Raw genomic sequence first — 18441 nt, 5'->3', positions numbered from 1 at the left:
TATATACGATTTAGCATGATACTCATGAAAATGATGTATTAGATATTATTGATCATATGTTATAGGATCAGAATTATCAAAGCAATTAAGGGAGGAATTACTGTGGTACACAATAAACATGAATCAATGGAGCAAGACCGCGAGCTTATCAAATATGTAGTTGAGGGAATGGAGACAGCTTTTAATCGGCATGATGCGGATGCGCTGGACAGCCATTTCACACAAAATGCTACATGGGTGAATGTAATGGGTGAAAAGTTGTCCGGTTGGGATGAAATAAATAAAGTTCATAAAATCGTCTTGGCAGGGCCACTAATTAATTCTTTTAGCAAATATACGGTTGACAGCATCTCGTTCATTAACTCCGATGCCGCCGTCGTTCATGTCCGTCAGCATTCAACAACTTCCGATGGTAAACGAATCGATGGAGGGCAGCAAAGCATAGCGATCTACGTCATGGTTAAGGAAACGAATGTTTGGAAACTGGCAGCAGGACAAAATACTCTTCTAAAATCTTTCTAACTAGCAAACCTCGGAGACTCATGTGAAGCATAAGCATTGAAGACTTCCAAAGGGGACTAAATTGGCTTAATAATAAAAGCGGTAGCTTTGAATGAGAAATGATCGTCCAAGACTACCGCTTTTTTATAGACTAATGTTCACCGTGGGATATGGAGCCTATAACGTTTTTTCTCTTTGATGACTAAAACTTCTATCAAGAAAAAAATCACACCTCTTGCATCGGATTGACAAAAAGAGGAATACGATTTAAAATACAACTAAATAACCAAACATTTAGTCATTTAAATATTATGGAGAAGATACATGTGAATAATAAGGCCACCACTCAATTGGAATTGAAAGTCCATCAGCAGCTGCGAAGCAGCAGCGCTCTATTTCTCGCTCTTGCCGATCCCGTTCGGCAAGACATTATAATGATGCTTACGAAACACGAAGAGCTGAACGTCGCCCAAATTACCGATCAATCGCCTATGTCTAGATCAGCTATCTCTCACCATCTAAAAATTTTACGGCAAGCGGGACTGCTCACTTCGCAAAAATCCGGCACCGAAGTTTATTACAGTCTCGACATTGAAGATTCCGTCGCACAGTTAAAGCAGTTTATCGAAACGACTGAGCAAATTGTTGCGCTTAAATCTTAATTCGGTAAAGGCGCATGCCAGTCAGGGTCGCCATCCCAAATAGACTCCATGATGGCGGCCTTCATTTTGAATTAAATAACCATATAATTAGTTATTTGGTTATTTAAAATATATTTATTTGGAGGAATCAAATGATGAAGACGGCACTTATAACCGGGGCATCAGGTGGAATTGGCAGAGCGTTTACTGACATTTTTGCAAACGAGGGTTACCAGGTTGTCTTGGCCTCGCGCAATGAAAGCAAGCTGCTTGAAGTTGAGCAGCAATTAAAAGAGCGTTATGGCGCATCCACTCTTTCCGTTCCGGTCGATTTAGCGCACAGCAGCGGTCCCCAGCAACTTTTTGAAGCGGTAAAACGAAGGGGAATCGAAGTCGACGTGTTAGTTAACAACGCAGGCATCGGCTCATTCGGTTATTTGCATCAACAAAATCCAGCCTTGGAATTGAACATGCTTCAACTAAACGTCACTTCGCTTTCCCACCTGATGATGCTTTTCCTGCCGGATATGATCAAACGCAAGAATGGTCATATTTTGAATATCGGCTCGACTACCTCCTTTTATCCATGCCCTCTGAGTGCCAACTATTCTGCCTCCAAAGCATTTGTTCTCTCGCTTACAGAAGCTGCCGCCAATGAACTGCAAGGAACTGGCGTTCAGGTTACCGCACTATGTCCTGGAGCGACAAGCACCGCCTTTTTCAAGTCGGCTCAAATGGATCGCCAAAAAGTGTCCGACCCCGATGCCGTCATGGACCCAGCTAAAGTGGCACGAATTGGTTTTGACGCGCTCATGGGTGGAAAAACCGTCGTTGTGCCCGGTATTCAAAATTGGTTGTTCACTCAAGCTCCGCGCTTTTTCCCTAGAAAACTCGTTACCTCCATTACCCGACGAGTGCTTGAGCAGCCGCTGTCATTCAAAACGGAAATAGAAGGTTGAACATAACAAAAAAACTCCGCCTCTTCCTTGGTAAGAGACGGAGTTTTTCACAACTTCACACTATAGTCTTACGATGCGCGAGCCATTACTTCGAAACAGATTGGTACCATTCATTTACTTCTTTAGTCACTTGATCGCCGCCGTTCGCTTTCCAGTTCGTTACGAATGTGTCGAACGCGTCGACGGGAAGCTTGTTGTAAATGATTTTGTTGAACGTTTCCAGCTCAGATTGGCGGAGCAGGTTCCATTTTGCAATCATCGTTGGTGTAGCGGCGCCAGTAAAGTAGTTTTGTTTGCGGATATCGATTTGATCCATAACCACTTTCGCTGCATACCAGTTTTCCGGTTTACGGAACGTTTCCATTTGCTTCTCGTAAGGCGTTTCCGCTTTTTCACCGTTTGCCAGCTTCACGAGTGTATCCATGTATAGGCTTGGAACACGCGCAGGGCCTGTGATGTACGGGAATTTATCGAAGAAGTCTTTAATTTTTTCTTTGTCGTTTGTCGGCTTGCCGTCAATAATATCCCAGTCATAGCCCTGTGCAAAACCGTGCTCGTATTTGCTGCCTACAGCCGGGTTAGCCAAGTTTTCAAGCAAGTAGTTGTAATAAAGAATGATCGCTTCTGGATGTTTAGCATCCTTGTTGATCATAAAGCTGCTGTTAACGCCGGAGTTTTGCCATTTCGTTCCGATTTTTCCATCCGGTCCCGCAGGAACTGGATACGCTTTATATTCGGAGCCCGGAACGTTTTTGATTAGGTCTGGAGCCGGCCAGTCAGGTACCCAGTTTGCGCCAGGAAGTACACCTGCGTTGCCTTTTGTCCAAAGCTCAGCCGATTTTCCTTCGTCCCACAGGGCGGAGTCCGGGTGAATGTAGCCTTTTTGCATCCACTCTTGCAACTTAGCGAGCGCTTGCTTCGCACCCGTATTTACGGAGCCGTATTCCAAGTTGCCGCTTTCGTCTTTGTTCCATTGCTCTTGAACGGAGCCGTAAGCGCCGAACAGCCAGTCAAGGCCGCCCATCCAAGTGTTTGTGTTGTTTTTCAAAGAAATCGCCAGCGGATAAACGTCTTTTGGCGCCAGTCCGTCCGGGTTTTCGTTTTTAAACTTGTCCATGATCACTTCTAGTTCTGCAATCGTTTTTGGAGCCTGAAGGTTGAGCTTTTTCATCCAGTCTTCACGAAGCCACAGTATCGTGTCGTCGTTGTCTGTGTATTCAAGAATCGGCAAGTTCCACTTCTTTCCGTCCTTCGTGAACGGGTACCAAAGCTCTGGATTTTTCTCTGCATGCTCTTTCCAGATCGGGCTTGCGTATTTGTTGAACAGTTCTTCAATCGGCATAAATTGACCGGAGTCGATCAATTGGTTCGTCAATACCGCGTCAGTTGGAACCATGACGAAGTCGGGAAGCTTCTCTCCAGATGTAAGAGCAAGCTGAAGCTGCTGTTTATATTGGTCGGAGCCTGCCGGATACCAAGTATCCTTGTGTTTCAAGCCAAGCGTTTCCAGCATCCAGCGGTCGTGGACGTTGTTTTCTTTTGTTTCGCCCTTTGTATATTCCTTAGGCATAATGACCGTGCTAATATCAATCGGCGGATCGTATTTCCCTTTTTCAAAAGCGGCGTCGGCTGCGGATTTACCCGAGTCTGTAGCGCCGGCACTTGCCGACGGCTCTGCACCTTTGTTGTTGCCGCCGTTGCTGCATGCCGAAACGATCAGCATCAAAGCAATTAGAGGCAGCCAAAGCTTTTTCATTTTACCCATTTTCGTTTCTCCCCCTGCTGTGCAAGATGTGGTTACACCTGCTACTTTACCAACACGAGCGGAGGTGTTCTATAGGATTATTTCAGTTTCCATAGGACTCTGTCATGTTGTTGTCATATGCCTTCCCGGTACTCCTGCGGCGTTTGTCCAAATTGCCGTTTGAACACTTTTATAAAATAAGCCGGATCCAAATAGCCGATTTCCGCGCTAATTTCATACACTTTTTTGTCCGTCGACCGGAGCAAATGGCAAGCCGTCTCCATTCTAAGCCGCGATACAAAATCGCTGACCCCTTCTCCCGTTTCAATCTTGTACAGCTTGGAAAGATGCGTTGGATGAAGGTTGACATGATCCGCCAGTGCGCGCAGCGAAACGTCCAGATGCAGGTTGGCCTCCACGAAACTTTGAATTTTCCGAACGTAAACGGAACGGATGTCTTTCACTTCGTCCGACGCTTTTTCCTTCAGCCTGCCAAGCACGTCAAACGACCAGCTTCGAAGCTTGCCAATGGAAGCAAACACTTCCCCCGTTCGCAGCAGCTCCATATCTTGGCCTAATACGCCTTCCAAAGTATGGCCGTTGCGGTGGCAATAATGGGTGAAGGAGGAGGCAATCGTGTAGCCCGTTTCCAAACAGTGTTCCCAAGAATCCGACCATTTGCCGTCAAGCTCCGCAAACACTTCGTTAAGTTTCTCTTCTGCAGACTCCCAGCGCCCCGCTTCCAGTAAGCTTTTTAAGCTAGGCGGCGCATGAATGGCGTCCAGCACGCCTTGGGAAACGCTGCTTTCCAGCTCGCCCGCCCGGATAACAAATTCCCGTTCATCCCCGACAATTTGTCTGAAGTAAGCCAGCGCATGGCGATAGCGCTCTGAAAGCTGTTCCGGGAACTGGAACGGTTCCGTGGTGACAATCGAAAGCGAGCCGTGCAAATATTGCTTCACCTTCGCTTGCAAATGCATGGCCGCTTTCTCCAGCTTTGTTTCCTTCTCGCCGGATAGAAGCTCCTCTTTAAATTGCAGCAAAAAGGCCAAATAACCATGCTCCTCCTTGGCGCTCCATACAAAAGCAAAGTCGCTGAACAGCTCCTCCGCGATATTCATAATGGCATATTCCATCAAATGCTGCCCTTTGTTGCGGAACAAATCAAACTCTTCCTCCATTCGGAGGAGCATAAGCGCGCCTTCCCCAAACCTGATCGGCAGGTTGTAATCTTCCAGCTTGCGGTCCCATTCTTCCTCCGAAAAACGTTCTCCTTTTAAAGCGCTGAGCAAAAGCTGGCTCCGCATAAGCGGCATATTTTCGCGCAAAATATGTTCGATCCGCTCATAGGAGCTTATTTTTCCCCATTCATCCTTCAATTGCCCAATCGCGGACTGAACGGAACCCAGCAGCTCTTGATCCGTTGGCGGCTTCAGCAAATAATCGACCGCTTGATGGCGAAGGGCCTCCTTCGTATATTCAAAATCGGAGTAGCCCGACAAAATGATACATTTGATTTTTTTGTCGCGCTCCCGTATTTTTTCCATCAGCTCGATTCCCGTCATTTCTGGCATAAGCACATCCGAAATGATAATATCGATTGGATGTGTTTCCAAAATGCGCAGCGCCTCCTGAGCCGAATACGCTTTATGAACCTGCTCAATGCCGAGCGTATGCCAAGGCTTGGTCGAAGATAAATTGTCGACCCAGTGGGCCTCGTCGTCAACGATGATCATTTGCATAGGCTTGTTCCCCTTCATGATTGTTATTGATTGTTAGGTTAGCGCGGCGTTTCTCCGGTCGGAAGCTCCCATACCAGCTCGGTTCTGAGGCCCCCAAGTTCTGATTTTGCAAAAGAAAGCCTCGATTTCTCCCCGAAAAGATGAATGATCCGCTGATTCGTATTCCAAAAGCCGTAACCCATATCTTCGCGCAGCGGCTGCTTCATTTTACGGTTCAGCTCAGCCAGTCCCTCGTCTGTCATACCGGGCCCGTCATCATCAACATACAGCTTGCAAAAGCCGCCCGACATCTCGCCTCGTATCCGAATTTCGCCGGAGGAATACGTTTTCCCGACCCCATGAATGACGGCGTTTTCTACAATAGGCTGTAGCATCAAGCGCGGCACCTGCTGTCTTAGCATTTCTTCGGGAATATCGATGTAATAATGAATCCGTCCGTTGCGCAGCTTTTGGATATCCAAATAATTGACGATCAATTGAACTTCCTCGTTTAAGGAGGCCGTTGGCCTCTCCAGTCTAGTCATATAGCGGTAATAAGCGCTCAAATTATGCCCCATCGACACAACGGCTTCCTCGTCTTTCATTTGAGCCATATTAATCATATACCCGATGCAGTTGTATAAAAAATGAGGATTGATCTGCGCTTGCAGCTGCTTAAGCGTCGCTTCTTTTGCTTGCAGCTTTTCTTCCAGCACGTTTTCGATCAACTGCTCGATTTGCTTCGACATATCGTTGAACCGGTAAAACAAAAACGCAAATTCGTTGTTGACGTTGGCGTTCATTCGAACAGAGAAGTCGCCTCGCTGTACGCTTTGCAGTCCGTTAATGAGCTTGCGGATCGGACGCTGCACATTGCGGTAAATCAAGACGGAGGCTGAGATCCCTACAGCAAAAAGCAGCACGATCGCTGCATAAAACAGGTTTCGGCTAAACGAAATCGGCCCCAGTATTTCATCAAGCGGCACGATATCGACCAAATGCCAGCCGAGGGTCACCGATTTTACGGAACTGACCAAATAACGTTTGCCGCCCAGCTTCACGACTTCCTGCATCGTATCGCCGAGCTCTTTGCCGTCCAGCATGCGGACAAGCTCCCGAATAAGCGACTCGTCGGCGTTTCGGTTCAATATCGGGTCTGCCCCCGCTAAATAAAACAAGGGTTCGCCTTTTCCGCCAGCTTTATAAGTATCGAGCATGTTTTGAATATTTTCGTGTTTGAAGGTCGCTTGGACGACGAGGTTGCTGCCTTTGAGCGAATCCTGTCTGCCGAATGAATCGGTGTATAGCCAGTGAAACGACTTTGGCGCCTCCATAGTGACCGCTTCTCCATCTCCGTACACCCATCCGCCGGTCACGTTCCGTTTTAAATAGTTTTCATCATAAACGGGATTCGTTTTGGAATTGGAAATCGCCTCTTGATTAAGCTGTGAATAGACCGTAAATTGCACCGGCCAAATGCCCATTACCCCGGATTGCAGCATCATTTTTTCCTGAATAATATATTTGGTTTGCATCCGGTCGTACATGTCGTCCCAAATGTTCAACCCGTTAAATTTGCGTACGTTCGGGTCCTTGGAAAACGTCACCACAAAGTCCATCGTCTGATTGACGCGCGACTCGATTTGGCTCGACAGAAACGAAAGCTGCTTAATGTTCGACGCCTTCAGCTCCTTATCGATGACGCTAGACGAAACATCGTTGGAATAAGTGAAAAAAAGAATAACCGGGATAAACAATAAGATGAGCAAACCGTTTATTTTGGCAAAAAGACTTAGCTTGGAGCCCCATTTCCTCTTGGCTATGCTTATGCTTCTGCCTAGCTTCATACGCAATCCCTCCGCATTTTCCTTAACAAAACCCTATCGATCCTAACAATGTCTTATAGTTTCGACTCACTGTCACGTTGATAATATATATAGCAGGGCTATGCCCCAGTTACAAAGGAAATATCTAGAAGGGGAGAGAATTATGGACCAAACGACTTCACCGCTCCATCTCAAGGCCAAACGCAGCCTTAACAAGAAATCCGGATACCGAGTGCCTTGGGTATTGCATCTCATGGTGCTGCCTGCCGTACTGTCCGTACTCATCTTTTCCTATTTGCCGATGGGAGGCATCATTATGGCCTTCCAGGATTATAAAGCCGCGCTTGGCTTTACGGGCTCTCCGTTCGTCGGACTAAAGCATTTCCGGTACATGTTCGAGAACGAATACTTTATCAAAATAACGATGAACACGCTCCTGTTCGCTTGTTCCAAAATCGTGCTCAATTTGATTATCCCGTTTGGGTTTGCTTTGCTGCTCAACGAGGTCAGAAATATGGGATTCAAACGGTCGATCCAAACGCTCGTGTACCTGCCTCACTTCTTGTCTTGGGTTACGCTCGGCGGCATTTTGATCGACTTGCTTGCCCAAACCGGCATGGTCAACCAACTGCTTGGCTTTTTGTTCGGCACCAAGCCGATCTTTTTCCTCGGAGACGGCACATGGTTCCGAATTACGATCATTTTCAGCGACGTTTGGAAAGAGTTCGGCTTTAATACCATCATCTTTTTGGCCGCATTATCCGGCATCAATCCTGCTTTATATGAAGCGGCTGAAGTCGATGGAGCGAGCCGGCTCAAGCAAACGCTGCACATTACGATTCCATCGCTTATTCCGATTCTTATCGTCGTGGCGACGCTTGCCCTTGGCAGCGTGCTGAACGCGAACTTCGACCAAGTGTTCAACTTGTACAGCCCGATGATTTATCAGCAAGGCGATATTATCGACACGTTTGTTTATCGCGAAGGGCTGCTCAGCGGACAATTCAGCTTTGCGACTGCCGTCAGCTTGTTTAAATCGATGATCAGTCTGGTCCTAATCGTCATCTCGTACCGCTTAGCTTATAAATACGCTGGTTACCGTATTTTTTAACCTGAAAGAACGACTATCGCATATATAGAAAGGGTGACCCGACGTGTATCACAAAACGCTGCCTTACCGGATTTTCAGCGTGTTCAACTATATTCTTCTAGCCGTCATCTCGGTAGCCTGTTTGCTGCCGCTTTACCATCTGTTGATGGTATCCTTTAGCGATACTTCAGCAGCGAACTCCGGGCTAGTCTCACTATGGCCGATCGGCTTTACGCTTGATGCCTACGCCAAAACATTTGATAACGAAAATTTTGTTACTTCGCTTTGGGTGTCGATCCAGCGAACCGTTATCGGAACGACGCTTGCCCTGATCGTCAACTCGATGGCCGCATACGCTCTATCCAAAGATAACCGCGTATTCCGGGGCAGAACCGTCTACCTTTGGTATTTTGTTGTGACGATGCTGTTCACCGCCGGCCTTGTGCCGAGTTATATTTTGATCTTGAAGCTGGGCTTGCTGAACAATTTGTTTGCGCTCATCCTGCCAGGTCTCGTAGCGGTATACAACATCATCCTACTGCTCAACTTTTTCCGCTCCGTACCGAAGGAACTGGAAGAGGCGGCCTTTATCGATGGAGCCGGTTATTTCCGCAGTTTCTTCTCCATCTTCTTGCCGGTGTCGATGCCGGCCATTGCCACCATCGCTTTGTTTACGATGGTAGGGCATTGGAACGCCTATTTTGACGGCCTCATCTATATGAAAGGCGTTGAAAACTTGCCGCTTGCCAGCTTTATGCAAACTCTTATCGTTCAAGGCAGCACAACAGGCTTTGACCCCGCTGTCATCGCCAACATGTCGCAACGGACGCTGCGAGCTTCGCAAATCTTTATTAGCGCCCTGCCGATCTTGCTTGTGTATCCGTTCCTTCAACGGTTTTTCGTTAAAGGTATCGTTATTGGAGCGGTGAAGGAATAGGGGAACTGCATTAGCGTATCGCACTCCTACGAAAGCCAAACATTTGGGGCTGTTTTCCGGCAAACGCCGGGGACAGCCCCTTTTTATCGGTACAGGCAAAACTTGCTGAACGATCAAACAACCTTAAATTTTGATTATGCGCGGATATTCGGTTTTCTATTAGTTAAAATGTGCTCGATATGCTTGATGTACTCCATGTGCTCGGCTCGTTGTCTCGTCGCGCAACTCAACATTCTCGCTTTCTCTCCGACGCCGATCAGTACCTGGCATAACTGCACGCCTAGATCGAACCTCTTGAGACCTTTTAGTAGTTTTGGCACAACTAGCCGAGACCCGTCCCACACTACAAACCTCTCCACCCCTTCAAACCTAAAAAACACCTAAAAAAGAAGCCCAAAAATGCATTGCGCCTTGTCAAAGCTTAAATTTTCAAAGCTTAAAGGGCTGATCACAAGATCAACCCTCAACTGTCTTACATCGTTACTTAACTAAGTGGAATGGAAGCTCCACATTCGTTTTACTGTTTGGCCCGACAAATGCGACAAAAGCACCCGCATCGCTTTCATGAGATAGGTCGGAGTGATAGTAGCGAAGCTGCTCCTCGGTCAGAACAAATTCCACTTCGGCGCTTTCTCCAGGCTGCAAGCTGATTTGACGGAAAGCTTTCAACTCTTTCACCGGGCGCACCACTTCACCGGACATGTCTCTTACATAAAGCTGAACCGTTTCCACTCCTGCTACGCTGCCCTTGTTCGTCACGCTTACCGAAACTTGAATCGAGCTCGATTCCGTCATAACGTCTCCGGAAAGCTTGGCTTCACCGTAAACAAAGTCGGAGTAGCTAAGACCGAAACCAAACGGCAGCAGCGGCTCGTTCGGAATATCGATAAATTGCGAGACGTACCGAACTTGCGCATCCGGCGCTCCTTGCGGGCGGCCGGTATTGTACGCATTATAATAAACAGGCACTTGGCCTACGCTGTAAGGGAACGACATGGTCAGCCTGCCGCTTGGATTGACGTCGCCAAACAGCAAGTCGGCCACCGCTTCTCCAGCTTGCGAACCAGGATACCATGCTTCCAAAATCGCATCCGCCTCGTCGAACAGACCGTGCAGATCGAGCGGACGTCCATTAAACAATACCGCAACGATCGGCTTGTTTAACGCTTTTACCCGGCGCACTAGCTCAAGCTGAGCCTGCGGCAGCTTAATATCGGCTCTGGAAGCCGCCTCTCCATTCATGTCGGAATGCTCGCCCAGCGCAAGCACAATAACATCGGCATCTTTCCCAGCGGCAACAGCTTGCTCCAACTGCTCATCCGTAATCGCTTCAATTCCGCAGCCTTCCGCGACCGGAAGTTTGGCGGCAGCGCTCAATTTGCCTCTAATGCCCGCTTCCAGTGTAATCGCTTCTTCCTTGGAGCCCGTCCAAGACCATGGGCCAAGCACATCGCCATTTGTTGCGAACGGTCCAATAAGCGCCAGCTTTGTTTCGCGGTTCAGAGGCAATACGCCTTCATTTTTTAATAACACGCATGACTTTGCGGCAAGCTCGCGGGCAGCTGCCCGGTGTTCGTCGCAGAACACAATCTCCTCTTCTTTTTCCGGGTCGGCGGCGCGATATGGATTTTCAAACAAACCAAGCTTTTGCTTCAGGGTCAAAATGCGTTTAACCGCTTCGTCAATAAGCGCCTCATCCACTTCCTTGCGTTCAATAAGAGCGGACAAGTTTTTGACATAACAAGCCGTCATCATCTCGATGTCCACGCCTGCTTTAATCGATTTAAGCGCAGCCTCTTCTTCATCTGCGGCGATGCCATGATTGATCAGTTCCCTAACGGCGCCCCAGTCGGAAATAAGAATGCCATCAAAGCCCCATTCCTCGCGCAGAAGCTTTCTCATCAGCTTGGAATTGCCTGTAGCTGGGATGCCGTCAACCGTATTAAACGCGGTCATCACCATCTCACAGCCCTCGTCTAATGCCGCTTTGTATGCCGGCAAATAAAACTCGCGCATTTGGCGGTCGGACAAGTCGACCGTGTTGTAGTCACGACCAGCTTCGGCCGCTCCGTATGCTGCAAAATGCTTCACACAAGCCGCGACCCGGTCCATGTCGCTTGCAAGGTTGTCGCCTTGAAAACCTCTCACAAACGCCCGCGAAAACTCGGCGTTCAAATATGGGTCTTCTCCGGTTGATTCCACAACCCGGCCCCATCTTGGATCTCTTACAAGGTCAACCATCGGTGCAAAAGTAACGTGGACACCGGAAACAGCGGCTTCTTTTGCGGCGATTTGCGCGCTTTTTTCCGCCAGCTCCATATCCCAGGAACAGCCGATTGCAAGCGGAACCGGGAAAATCGTTTTGAAGCCGTGAACGATATCGGCCATCATGAGCAGCGGGATGCCTAGACGGTTATGTTGAAGATGCGTTTTTTGTACGTTAATAACATCCTGCGCCCCGGCCATGCCGAGCACGGAACCGGAGTTATGAATCGTTTCCTCCGAAATGCCGAGCGACTCCATCGGCCCTGTTATTTGACCTTCACCCACTGCGCCCTCGTAAAAAGGAACGGCAAGCTGGATAAGCTGAGCAATTTTTTCGTCGAGCGTCATTTGGCTAACCAGATTGTCAACAAAATCGGTGCCGCTCATTTGATTTGGTGCTTGTTCGTTAGGTTTATTCATGTCGTTTGCACCTCTCCAGGTGTATTTTAAGTCATCGAAACGTTTCGATAACCCCTATTTCAAATTATAGTTGCCCCATTCAGTCGCTGTCAAACGGTAAATAATCGGTTTCGATTCTATTTTGTTTAGGCTTGTAAAGCGATATGCCGTTCGGTTATAGTTAAATCTAAACGTTTCACTGACCATTGTTGAGGGGCGAAGCCATTGACCAGCATTAAAGATATTGCAAAACGGGCCGGCGTTTCGATTTCAACCGTCTCCTATGCGCTTAACGGAAGCGACAAGGTTACCAAAGAAACGGCCGCCAAAATACTCGGGATTGCCGAAGAATTAAATTATGTGCCCCATGCCGCCGCCCGGCTGCTAAAAACGAAAAAATCAAATATGATCGGCATCTTTTTGACCGACTTCAGCGGAAGCTTTTATGGCGATCTGCTTCAAGGCGTCAAAGACTATTTAAGTCCAAAAGGCTACGATCTGATCGTTTGCAGCGGGCAGCAGTCGCGCAGGCTGATCGCCGAACGAATGATAGACGGCGCAATTATATTGGATGATACTTTCACGACGGAGCAATTGCTGCAATTTGCCGGCCAAGGCCACAAAGCGGTTGTGCTGGACCGAGAACTGAGCCATCCCCATATTAATCAGGTGCTTCTCGACAATAAAGCGGGAGCAACACTGGCCGTCGAATATTTAGTGGAGCAAGGGCATACGAAAATATATGCCGTCACGGGTCCGGAGAGCTCCTACGACGCTTCGCAAAGATCGCGTGCCGTCCATCAAGCGATTGAGCGTGTTCCCGATATTCAATTCAAAGAGATTCGAGGAAACTTCAGCAAAGGAGCCGGTGAAGACGCAGCCAGATACATTGCCGGGGAATATGACAGGCCTTGCGCCGTCTTTTGCCTAAATGATGAAATGGCGCTGGGTGCATACCGTTATTTCAGCAGCCAGACTGAGCTTATCGTCGGCGAGCACATTCATTTAATTGGCTTTGACAATATTGAAATCTCTCAATTTATTCAGCCCCGGCTGGCCACTATCGATTATTCCATGCAAAAGTGGGGGGCGCTTGCATCCGAGCAATTGCTCAAAATGCTCGCCGGACAACCCGTTGAATCCGAACGCATTTATGTTACCCTTATCAAAGGAAAATCGGTCAATCGTTTGCCCCAATAAAAAAAGGCCGTCCCCAATCATGATGGGGAACGGCCTTTTTTTGAACAAATGTCAAATCATCTGCATCCTATTGAATACTTTAAGCACCCGCAGCAGGCTGCACTTTCAGCGCCACCTCTTCGTCTCCCACTCGAATTAGGCTCCCTACGGGAATGTCCATCGGCTTGTCCAATTGAACGATAACACGATAAGGATAGCTTTCATCTCGTTCAGCAAGCTCGGTTGACGCTCCGCTGCCCCCAACTGGAGGCGTCGGCGTTGCAGCAAAGCCCGATTGTTCTGGCGTTGCGGAAGACAGAGCCGTTGACGGCGCCTCCTCCGTATTGGCCGAGGAAGACGCCGCTATCTCATTTGCCGAAGCTTGCCCTTGAGCATTTGACTCGTCTGAGGCTGCCGAATTGGTGCTGGAGCTGCTCCTCTCAGGATCAATTGTGCATGACTGAGAGATTTTTAAATTCGTATAAGTGGCTAAATCGGCCTGCGGTATTTGGACCGTTAACTTATCCGGCTTGAACAGACTGCAAGCATCCGCGTTATTAAACAAATAAACGAGAGAAGTTGACGCCGCCACGCCTTCCGCCGCCTCCGTCTGCTCCACGTAAACGAGCATATCCGGTTCAGGCACAATACCGGGACCTGTCGAAGGCGAAGGCGTAACGGTCGGAGAAACATCCGGCATACCCGCCTTTTTGCCACCTGAACCCCCATTCCCGGAAAGGGCAAATACAAGTCCGGCGGCAATGAGCACCACTCCAAGACCGGCAATAGAAACAATGGTAGTCCCTTTTCGATTCCGCCGCAGCAATCGGACAAGCGGTGAAGATACTTCCGCACGCGCCTCTTCAAATACGGCTTTCATCTTTTCCCCTGCTCCGTCGAAATGCTCCTTCCAATTGCTTCGTTTCTTCAAAGCCGAAGGATCATAAGAAGTAAAATACCGAATGACGGCCGTTCTATAGGCAGGAACGAGTCCTCTTGGTTTCTTGAAATACGACTGCGATTCCGACCAAATGAAAAAACGATAAATCGTCTCTCTTTCCCGGCAATGGGCATGCAAAAAATCAATCAAACCGTTGTCGTCCACCATGTCCTTATCGGAGCCTTGCAAGAAGGCGAATACGAGCCTCGGAAAGTCGGATTCCGTTACGCCTTCAGAAAGCAGGCGGCGGGCAATCGTTTGTACCCGTTCCGCTTCTCCCGAGGACAACCCTTCCCAAATGGAATCACCGGGTTTCGGCAAACCAAACCATTGATACAGTGCTCCCAGCATTCGCGCCGACGATGCTTGCTTCGGGTCCTTCAAACTGTCGTTCCATCCCTCGACGCGGTCGGCATCTTTTAGAAAAACGGCCTGTTTCAAAACGTCCCGAGTCAGCCGATCCGGCTCAAATCCGAGCAAAATAGACTGGTACAGAGTAAGCTCCAGCTGTTTCCCCAACTTTGCCATTCCTTTGGCTGCCGTTCCTTGACTCTGCTTGGAGAGGGATTCCAATTGAAACAGCCCCTCAAACAATGAAGCGGCATGGCTGAACGAATGACGGTCCTTCGCCAGCTTTGCATTCATGCTTTCGGCAGCCGCCGCATAAAACTCATCGATTTCATACAGCTTTGGAAAAGCTGTGCCCCATTGCAATAGCGATTCCAGTACGTTTTTGAGCGGTGTGGCGATCAGCTTCTTTTTCAAATATGGGAAAAACAGCCTCTCCGCAAGTCTGCTATCCGCTGTAATTTTAGTAAAAAAAGCTTTGCCAAGCGAAACATCGCCCTCAATCGCCGCATAAATCGAAGCCGCCGTATCTTGATCCCCGTTTTTATTGGCATTCGAAATCGCAAGAATCAAATAAGCGACCAGCTTTCCTTCCATAAACTTGCCTGCTAGACCGTAATACTCTTTGAAAATCGTGACCGTAGAGAGCGATGGCACGGCACCTCGCATCACCTTGTCATATTCCAAATCAAAACGGGACAGCATCAAATCGTTTAGCGGCTCTTTGCCCTCCATCGCGCCTGGCGTACTTAAATAGGCGAGCGAACCGCCGAGGACGGCAGCTTGATGTTCCTCAAACAGCCCTTCCTCTCCTTGCGATATTCGGTACATGACACATAACTCGTGATAGGTCGAAGCAGTCAGCGCCTTCTCCTTTTCCATTCCCGCGAGCATCTCGTCGGCAAATTCGAAAAAGGGCTCCAGCTCCTCCCCCTTCTGAATAATCGTCCAAACATATTCCAAAAAGGGCTGGTTCAAAGCGTCGGGATCCACGTTCAAAATGCGGTCATTCGCCAAGTCAAATACAAATTCTTTTTCGATTTCCCGATCTCCAGGACGAAGGCTTCCCGTCTCAACAAAGGTTAGGTGAATCCCTTTGCGACTGGCCGGTTCCTTCGAATAAGTAATAAACCCAAGCGTATTGCGCAGCTCATAAGGTAAGCAGCTATACAGAAGCGCAAGCAGCTCTTTAGCCCGGGCCGACAACTGTGCGATAGGAACATCCAAAGTAACGTACACCTTTTTTTTGCCGCCAAGCGAAGCAAGCACCGCATACAATAACGATTTGAATTGTTTCTCGCCAATGGCGAGCCGGGATAGAAGCCCGCTTGCGGTCATCTGGCCTACGCTAGCAGCAGCTTGCGGCAAACGGTCCAATTGCGGCAGCTCAGAGCCTCGTTCAATGGAATATTGGTCTTCAAATGAAGCCGACAGCCAGCTCCGATAGTCGTCCTTTGACTTAGCGGCAGCTGTAGGCAGAATATAATGATGGGTAAAAAACGTACTACGCAAGCCCGTAAAATCGGCAGATTGATAGACGCTCCGCCCAAGCACCGTTCCGCCTTGCTCCAAATGAAGCAAATGGAGCGCATCGGGATACGCTTCATTATCTTTCTCCCCTTGCGAGGCAAGCTCAGCTGGCGCATCGTAAACACATAGCGGGTGAAGCACTTTTTTGACAAAAGCAGAGTCGAGGCCGCCGGAAACCGCAATCGTGTCGTACCCTTCCGTCGAGCGGAAGATGCCTCGCTTCTCTCGGGTATACATCTGCTGCTGAATCAATGTGCGGGGATGATCGACTGCCACTATTCTCTTCTCCCCTCAATATAATTGAGCTTGTGCAGCAGCCAAAGGAAAGGCTCGTCTACGCGAATCGGGCTGACCACCGTTTGGAGCTTCTGGTCAACCGGATTGCTGCCAAGAGCGGATACCGCATAATAAGCCGTTTGCGTAAAATAAACGTCCATCGTGCCTTTAAACGGACGGTCAACTTTTTCGATAAATCGGCGGATTTCTCCATCAATATTTTCAAATTCGGTCAGGTTAAAATAATTGCGGTGAACCATATTATTGAACACGTTGCTGTTCGATTTAATATATTCGCCCTCTTCGTCTTTGAGGGAATGGAGCATATCGCTTTTGGTCAAAACAACCGCCGTCGGAATGTCGGTTTTGCTTTTTTCCTGATAGGCGATAAAATCGCCAAAAAGCGTCAGCACAACGTCGCGCGGCTCATCGTATTGCGATACCCACTCGCCGGGCTTATCGCCGTGCTGGATTCTAATTTTTTCCCGAATGGAGCGGATTTGCAGCGGATCGACTAGAAACAAAATGCCCGCGGAATTTTTAATATGCTGGCCGTGCAGCCCCAAATAATCCTGTTCCACCATACCTTCGCCCGCTACATCAAAAAAGACGAGCGTCAGAGGCGGCTTCTCCTCATCTTTAAACACAAATTGAAAAATAAATGGCTCCTGCATTTTTTCCTTTTGAGTAGAGGCGAGCAAATCGCCGCGTTCAAATAGCGGCTCTTCATAATTCATCCGAAATTTGCGGCTAATTTCCGCATTAAGCGGCATACATGCAGCATTAAAATGATCGGCCGTCGTATGCTGCAGCGTATGAATCAAGGAAGTCATATAAACGGACTTACCAACCTGGGAAGCGCCGATAATGGAAATGATATTGCTCGGCACTTTGCCGGCTGTCACCGGCAGCTCGTTATGGCAGAACGGGCATAATCTTCTTCGCGTCAGCTCGCCGTAACGGTCGCTCAAGCCTGTCAGAACGTTGTCCGTATATTGTAGATGTTCGTGCGGAACTTCACGCGGATGAATAACGGCTTCCATATCGTAAACAGAATCCAGTCCGAAACGCTCTCTATATTTGTTCAGCTCTTCATCTTCTCCGAGCGCGTAATCTTCGTCATCCTCTCGGGAATGAGTCGCCCTAAACACGACGTCATCCGGCATAAACTTACTGAAGCAATACGGGCACACAATATCGTAAAACAGCGGCTTTTGCTTGATTTCCGGTTTCTTCTTAAACAGGTCCAAAAAGCCCATGTTTTTCTCCTCCTCCAAGGTTTTCGTAGAAAACCTACATCGTAAGCGTTAACTTAGGGTTTGCGGAGCAAACCCAGCATCGTAAGCATTAGCTTAAGGTTTTCGTAGAAAACCTACATCGTAAGCGTTAACTTAGGGTTTGCGGAGCAAACCCAGCATCGTAAGCATTAGCTTGGTCTATATATAAGCTCGTACAGCTGGCCGTGCATCTTGGCATCGGACAGAAACAGACGCACATGGTCCGCCTTCCCGATCTCAACCGGGGGCAGAACGTTCCTTCCCGGAACAAACGGCGTTACAAACGAGTAGCGAAGACCGTCGTCCCGGTTCGCCGGAAAACCGCCATTTTTTTTCACGTAACATAAAACGTCATGCGCGAGCGCCACTTCCGTATGCACTTCTATGTGCACCTTTTTTTGCTTGCTGAACAAACCGCTTTTTTCTGTAATCGAATAATAAACTTTGGCTCGTCCCGCGCTGATCTCAATTCGATTTTCTTGATTCGGCTGCCGAACGAGTACCGCTCCCTGCTCGGTTTCCTTCAACATATATACGGTAAACCGATAAAAGCGGGCGTTGTCCAGCCTGGTGACGTAGCCGTTGCTCGCTTTGTATTCCCCTTTTGTATACAGCTTCAAATCGTGAAAATCATCCTCCGCTGGAGTGGTCACATCCGTCGTCGATTTGGAAATGTATACCGCCTCCACTCCGGCCGGCCACAGCCAGCGCAGCGTACACCGCTCTTCCTCAAGCGTTTTGGTCAAACCCGTGATGAGGGGCGAATGATCTTCCGCATCGATCACATGCATACGCTCCATCCCCCTTT

Annotated in this window: 13 protein-coding genes; 6 read left to right on the top strand and 7 right to left on the bottom strand. The window is 48.5% G+C overall.

Features of this window, described 5'->3' with window-relative positions; genetic code table 11:
* Nucleotides 1-102 precede the first annotated feature (102 nt).
* The 3 genes from ACFQZE_RS00900 to ACFQZE_RS00890 all read left to right on the top strand — a co-directional run bounded on the left by ACFQZE_RS00900 (nt 103) and on the right by ACFQZE_RS00890 (nt 2101).
* Nucleotides 103-522: an SgcJ/EcaC family oxidoreductase gene (locus ACFQZE_RS00900; RefSeq protein WP_379352686.1), complete on the top strand. Its 420-nt coding sequence runs from the start codon at nt 103-105 to the stop codon at nt 520-522.
* 305 nt (nt 523-827) lie between these two features.
* Complete coding sequence (locus ACFQZE_RS00895; protein WP_379352684.1) at nt 828-1163, top strand: ArsR/SmtB family transcription factor; 336 nt, start codon at nt 828-830, stop codon at nt 1161-1163.
* Between the two features lie 131 nt (nt 1164-1294).
* Entirely contained in the window at nt 1295-2101 is an 807-nt protein-coding gene (locus ACFQZE_RS00890; protein ID WP_379352682.1) for an SDR family NAD(P)-dependent oxidoreductase, read from the top strand.
* Nucleotides 2102-2186: 85 nt separating this feature from the next.
* Here ACFQZE_RS00890 and ACFQZE_RS00885 read toward each other — a convergent pair whose 3' ends face one another.
* The 3 genes from ACFQZE_RS00885 to ACFQZE_RS00875 form a co-directional block, all read right to left on the bottom strand.
* Nucleotides 2187-3866, bottom strand: coding sequence for a type 2 periplasmic-binding domain-containing protein (locus ACFQZE_RS00885; protein WP_379352680.1), 1680 nt, complete (start codon nt 3864-3866; stop codon nt 2187-2189).
* Between the two features lie 113 nt (nt 3867-3979).
* Complete coding sequence (locus ACFQZE_RS00880) at nt 3980-5587, bottom strand: response regulator transcription factor (protein WP_379352678.1); 1608 nt, start codon at nt 5585-5587, stop codon at nt 3980-3982.
* A gap of 38 nt (nt 5588-5625) precedes the next feature.
* Nucleotides 5626-7413: a sensor histidine kinase gene (locus ACFQZE_RS00875; protein WP_379352675.1), complete on the bottom strand. Its 1788-nt coding sequence runs from the start codon at nt 7411-7413 to the stop codon at nt 5626-5628.
* A gap of 142 nt (nt 7414-7555) precedes the next feature.
* Between ACFQZE_RS00875 and ACFQZE_RS00870 the strand changes: the two genes are divergently transcribed.
* Together ACFQZE_RS00870 and ACFQZE_RS00865 are read left to right on the top strand one after the other, a co-directional pair.
* Nucleotides 7556-8503 carry an ABC transporter permease gene (locus ACFQZE_RS00870; RefSeq protein WP_379352673.1) on the top strand — a complete coding sequence of 316 codons (948 nt, stop codon included), beginning with the start codon at nt 7556-7558 and terminating at the stop codon, nt 8501-8503.
* Nucleotides 8504-8546: 43 nt separating this feature from the next.
* Nucleotides 8547-9419: a carbohydrate ABC transporter permease gene (locus ACFQZE_RS00865; protein ID WP_379352669.1), complete on the top strand. Its 873-nt coding sequence runs from the start codon at nt 8547-8549 to the stop codon at nt 9417-9419.
* Between the two features lie 480 nt (nt 9420-9899).
* Here ACFQZE_RS00865 and bglX read toward each other — a convergent pair whose 3' ends face one another.
* Nucleotides 9900-12104 carry a beta-glucosidase BglX gene (bglX, locus tag ACFQZE_RS00860; RefSeq protein ID WP_379352667.1) on the bottom strand — a complete coding sequence of 735 codons (2205 nt, stop codon included), beginning with the start codon at nt 12102-12104 and terminating at the stop codon, nt 9900-9902.
* Between the two features lie 204 nt (nt 12105-12308).
* Between bglX and ACFQZE_RS00855 the strand changes: the two genes are divergently transcribed.
* Complete coding sequence (locus ACFQZE_RS00855) at nt 12309-13283, top strand: LacI family DNA-binding transcriptional regulator (RefSeq protein WP_379352664.1); 975 nt, start codon at nt 12309-12311, stop codon at nt 13281-13283.
* 79 nt (nt 13284-13362) lie between these two features.
* Here the strand turns inward: ACFQZE_RS00855 and ACFQZE_RS00850 are convergent, their stop codons facing one another.
* The 3 genes from ACFQZE_RS00850 to ACFQZE_RS00840 all read right to left on the bottom strand — a co-directional run bounded on the left by ACFQZE_RS00850 (nt 13363) and on the right by ACFQZE_RS00840 (nt 18424).
* Nucleotides 13363-16356 (bottom strand): GAP1-N2 domain-containing protein, encoded by a 2994-nt coding sequence (locus ACFQZE_RS00850; protein ID WP_379352662.1) that lies wholly within the window; start codon nt 16354-16356, stop codon nt 13363-13365.
* Nucleotides 16356-17615: a TRAFAC clade GTPase domain-containing protein gene (locus ACFQZE_RS00845; protein WP_379352660.1), complete on the bottom strand. Its 1260-nt coding sequence runs from the start codon at nt 17613-17615 to the stop codon at nt 16356-16358. Before ACFQZE_RS00845 ends, ACFQZE_RS00850 begins: the two co-directional genes overlap by 1 nt.
* A 167-nt stretch (nt 17616-17782) precedes the next feature.
* Nucleotides 17783-18424 carry a beta-mannanase gene (locus tag ACFQZE_RS00840; RefSeq protein ID WP_379352658.1) on the bottom strand — a complete coding sequence of 214 codons (642 nt, stop codon included), beginning with the start codon at nt 18422-18424 and terminating at the stop codon, nt 17783-17785.
* Nucleotides 18425-18441 lie beyond the last annotated feature (17 nt).

This window comes from Paenibacillus sp. GCM10027627 (genome assembly GCF_042675505.1).
Classification (GTDB): Bacteria; Bacillota; Bacilli; order Paenibacillales; family Paenibacillaceae; genus Pristimantibacillus.
Note: the sequence above shows the minus strand (reverse complement) of the source record. Positions and strands in the feature narration are given on the sequence as shown.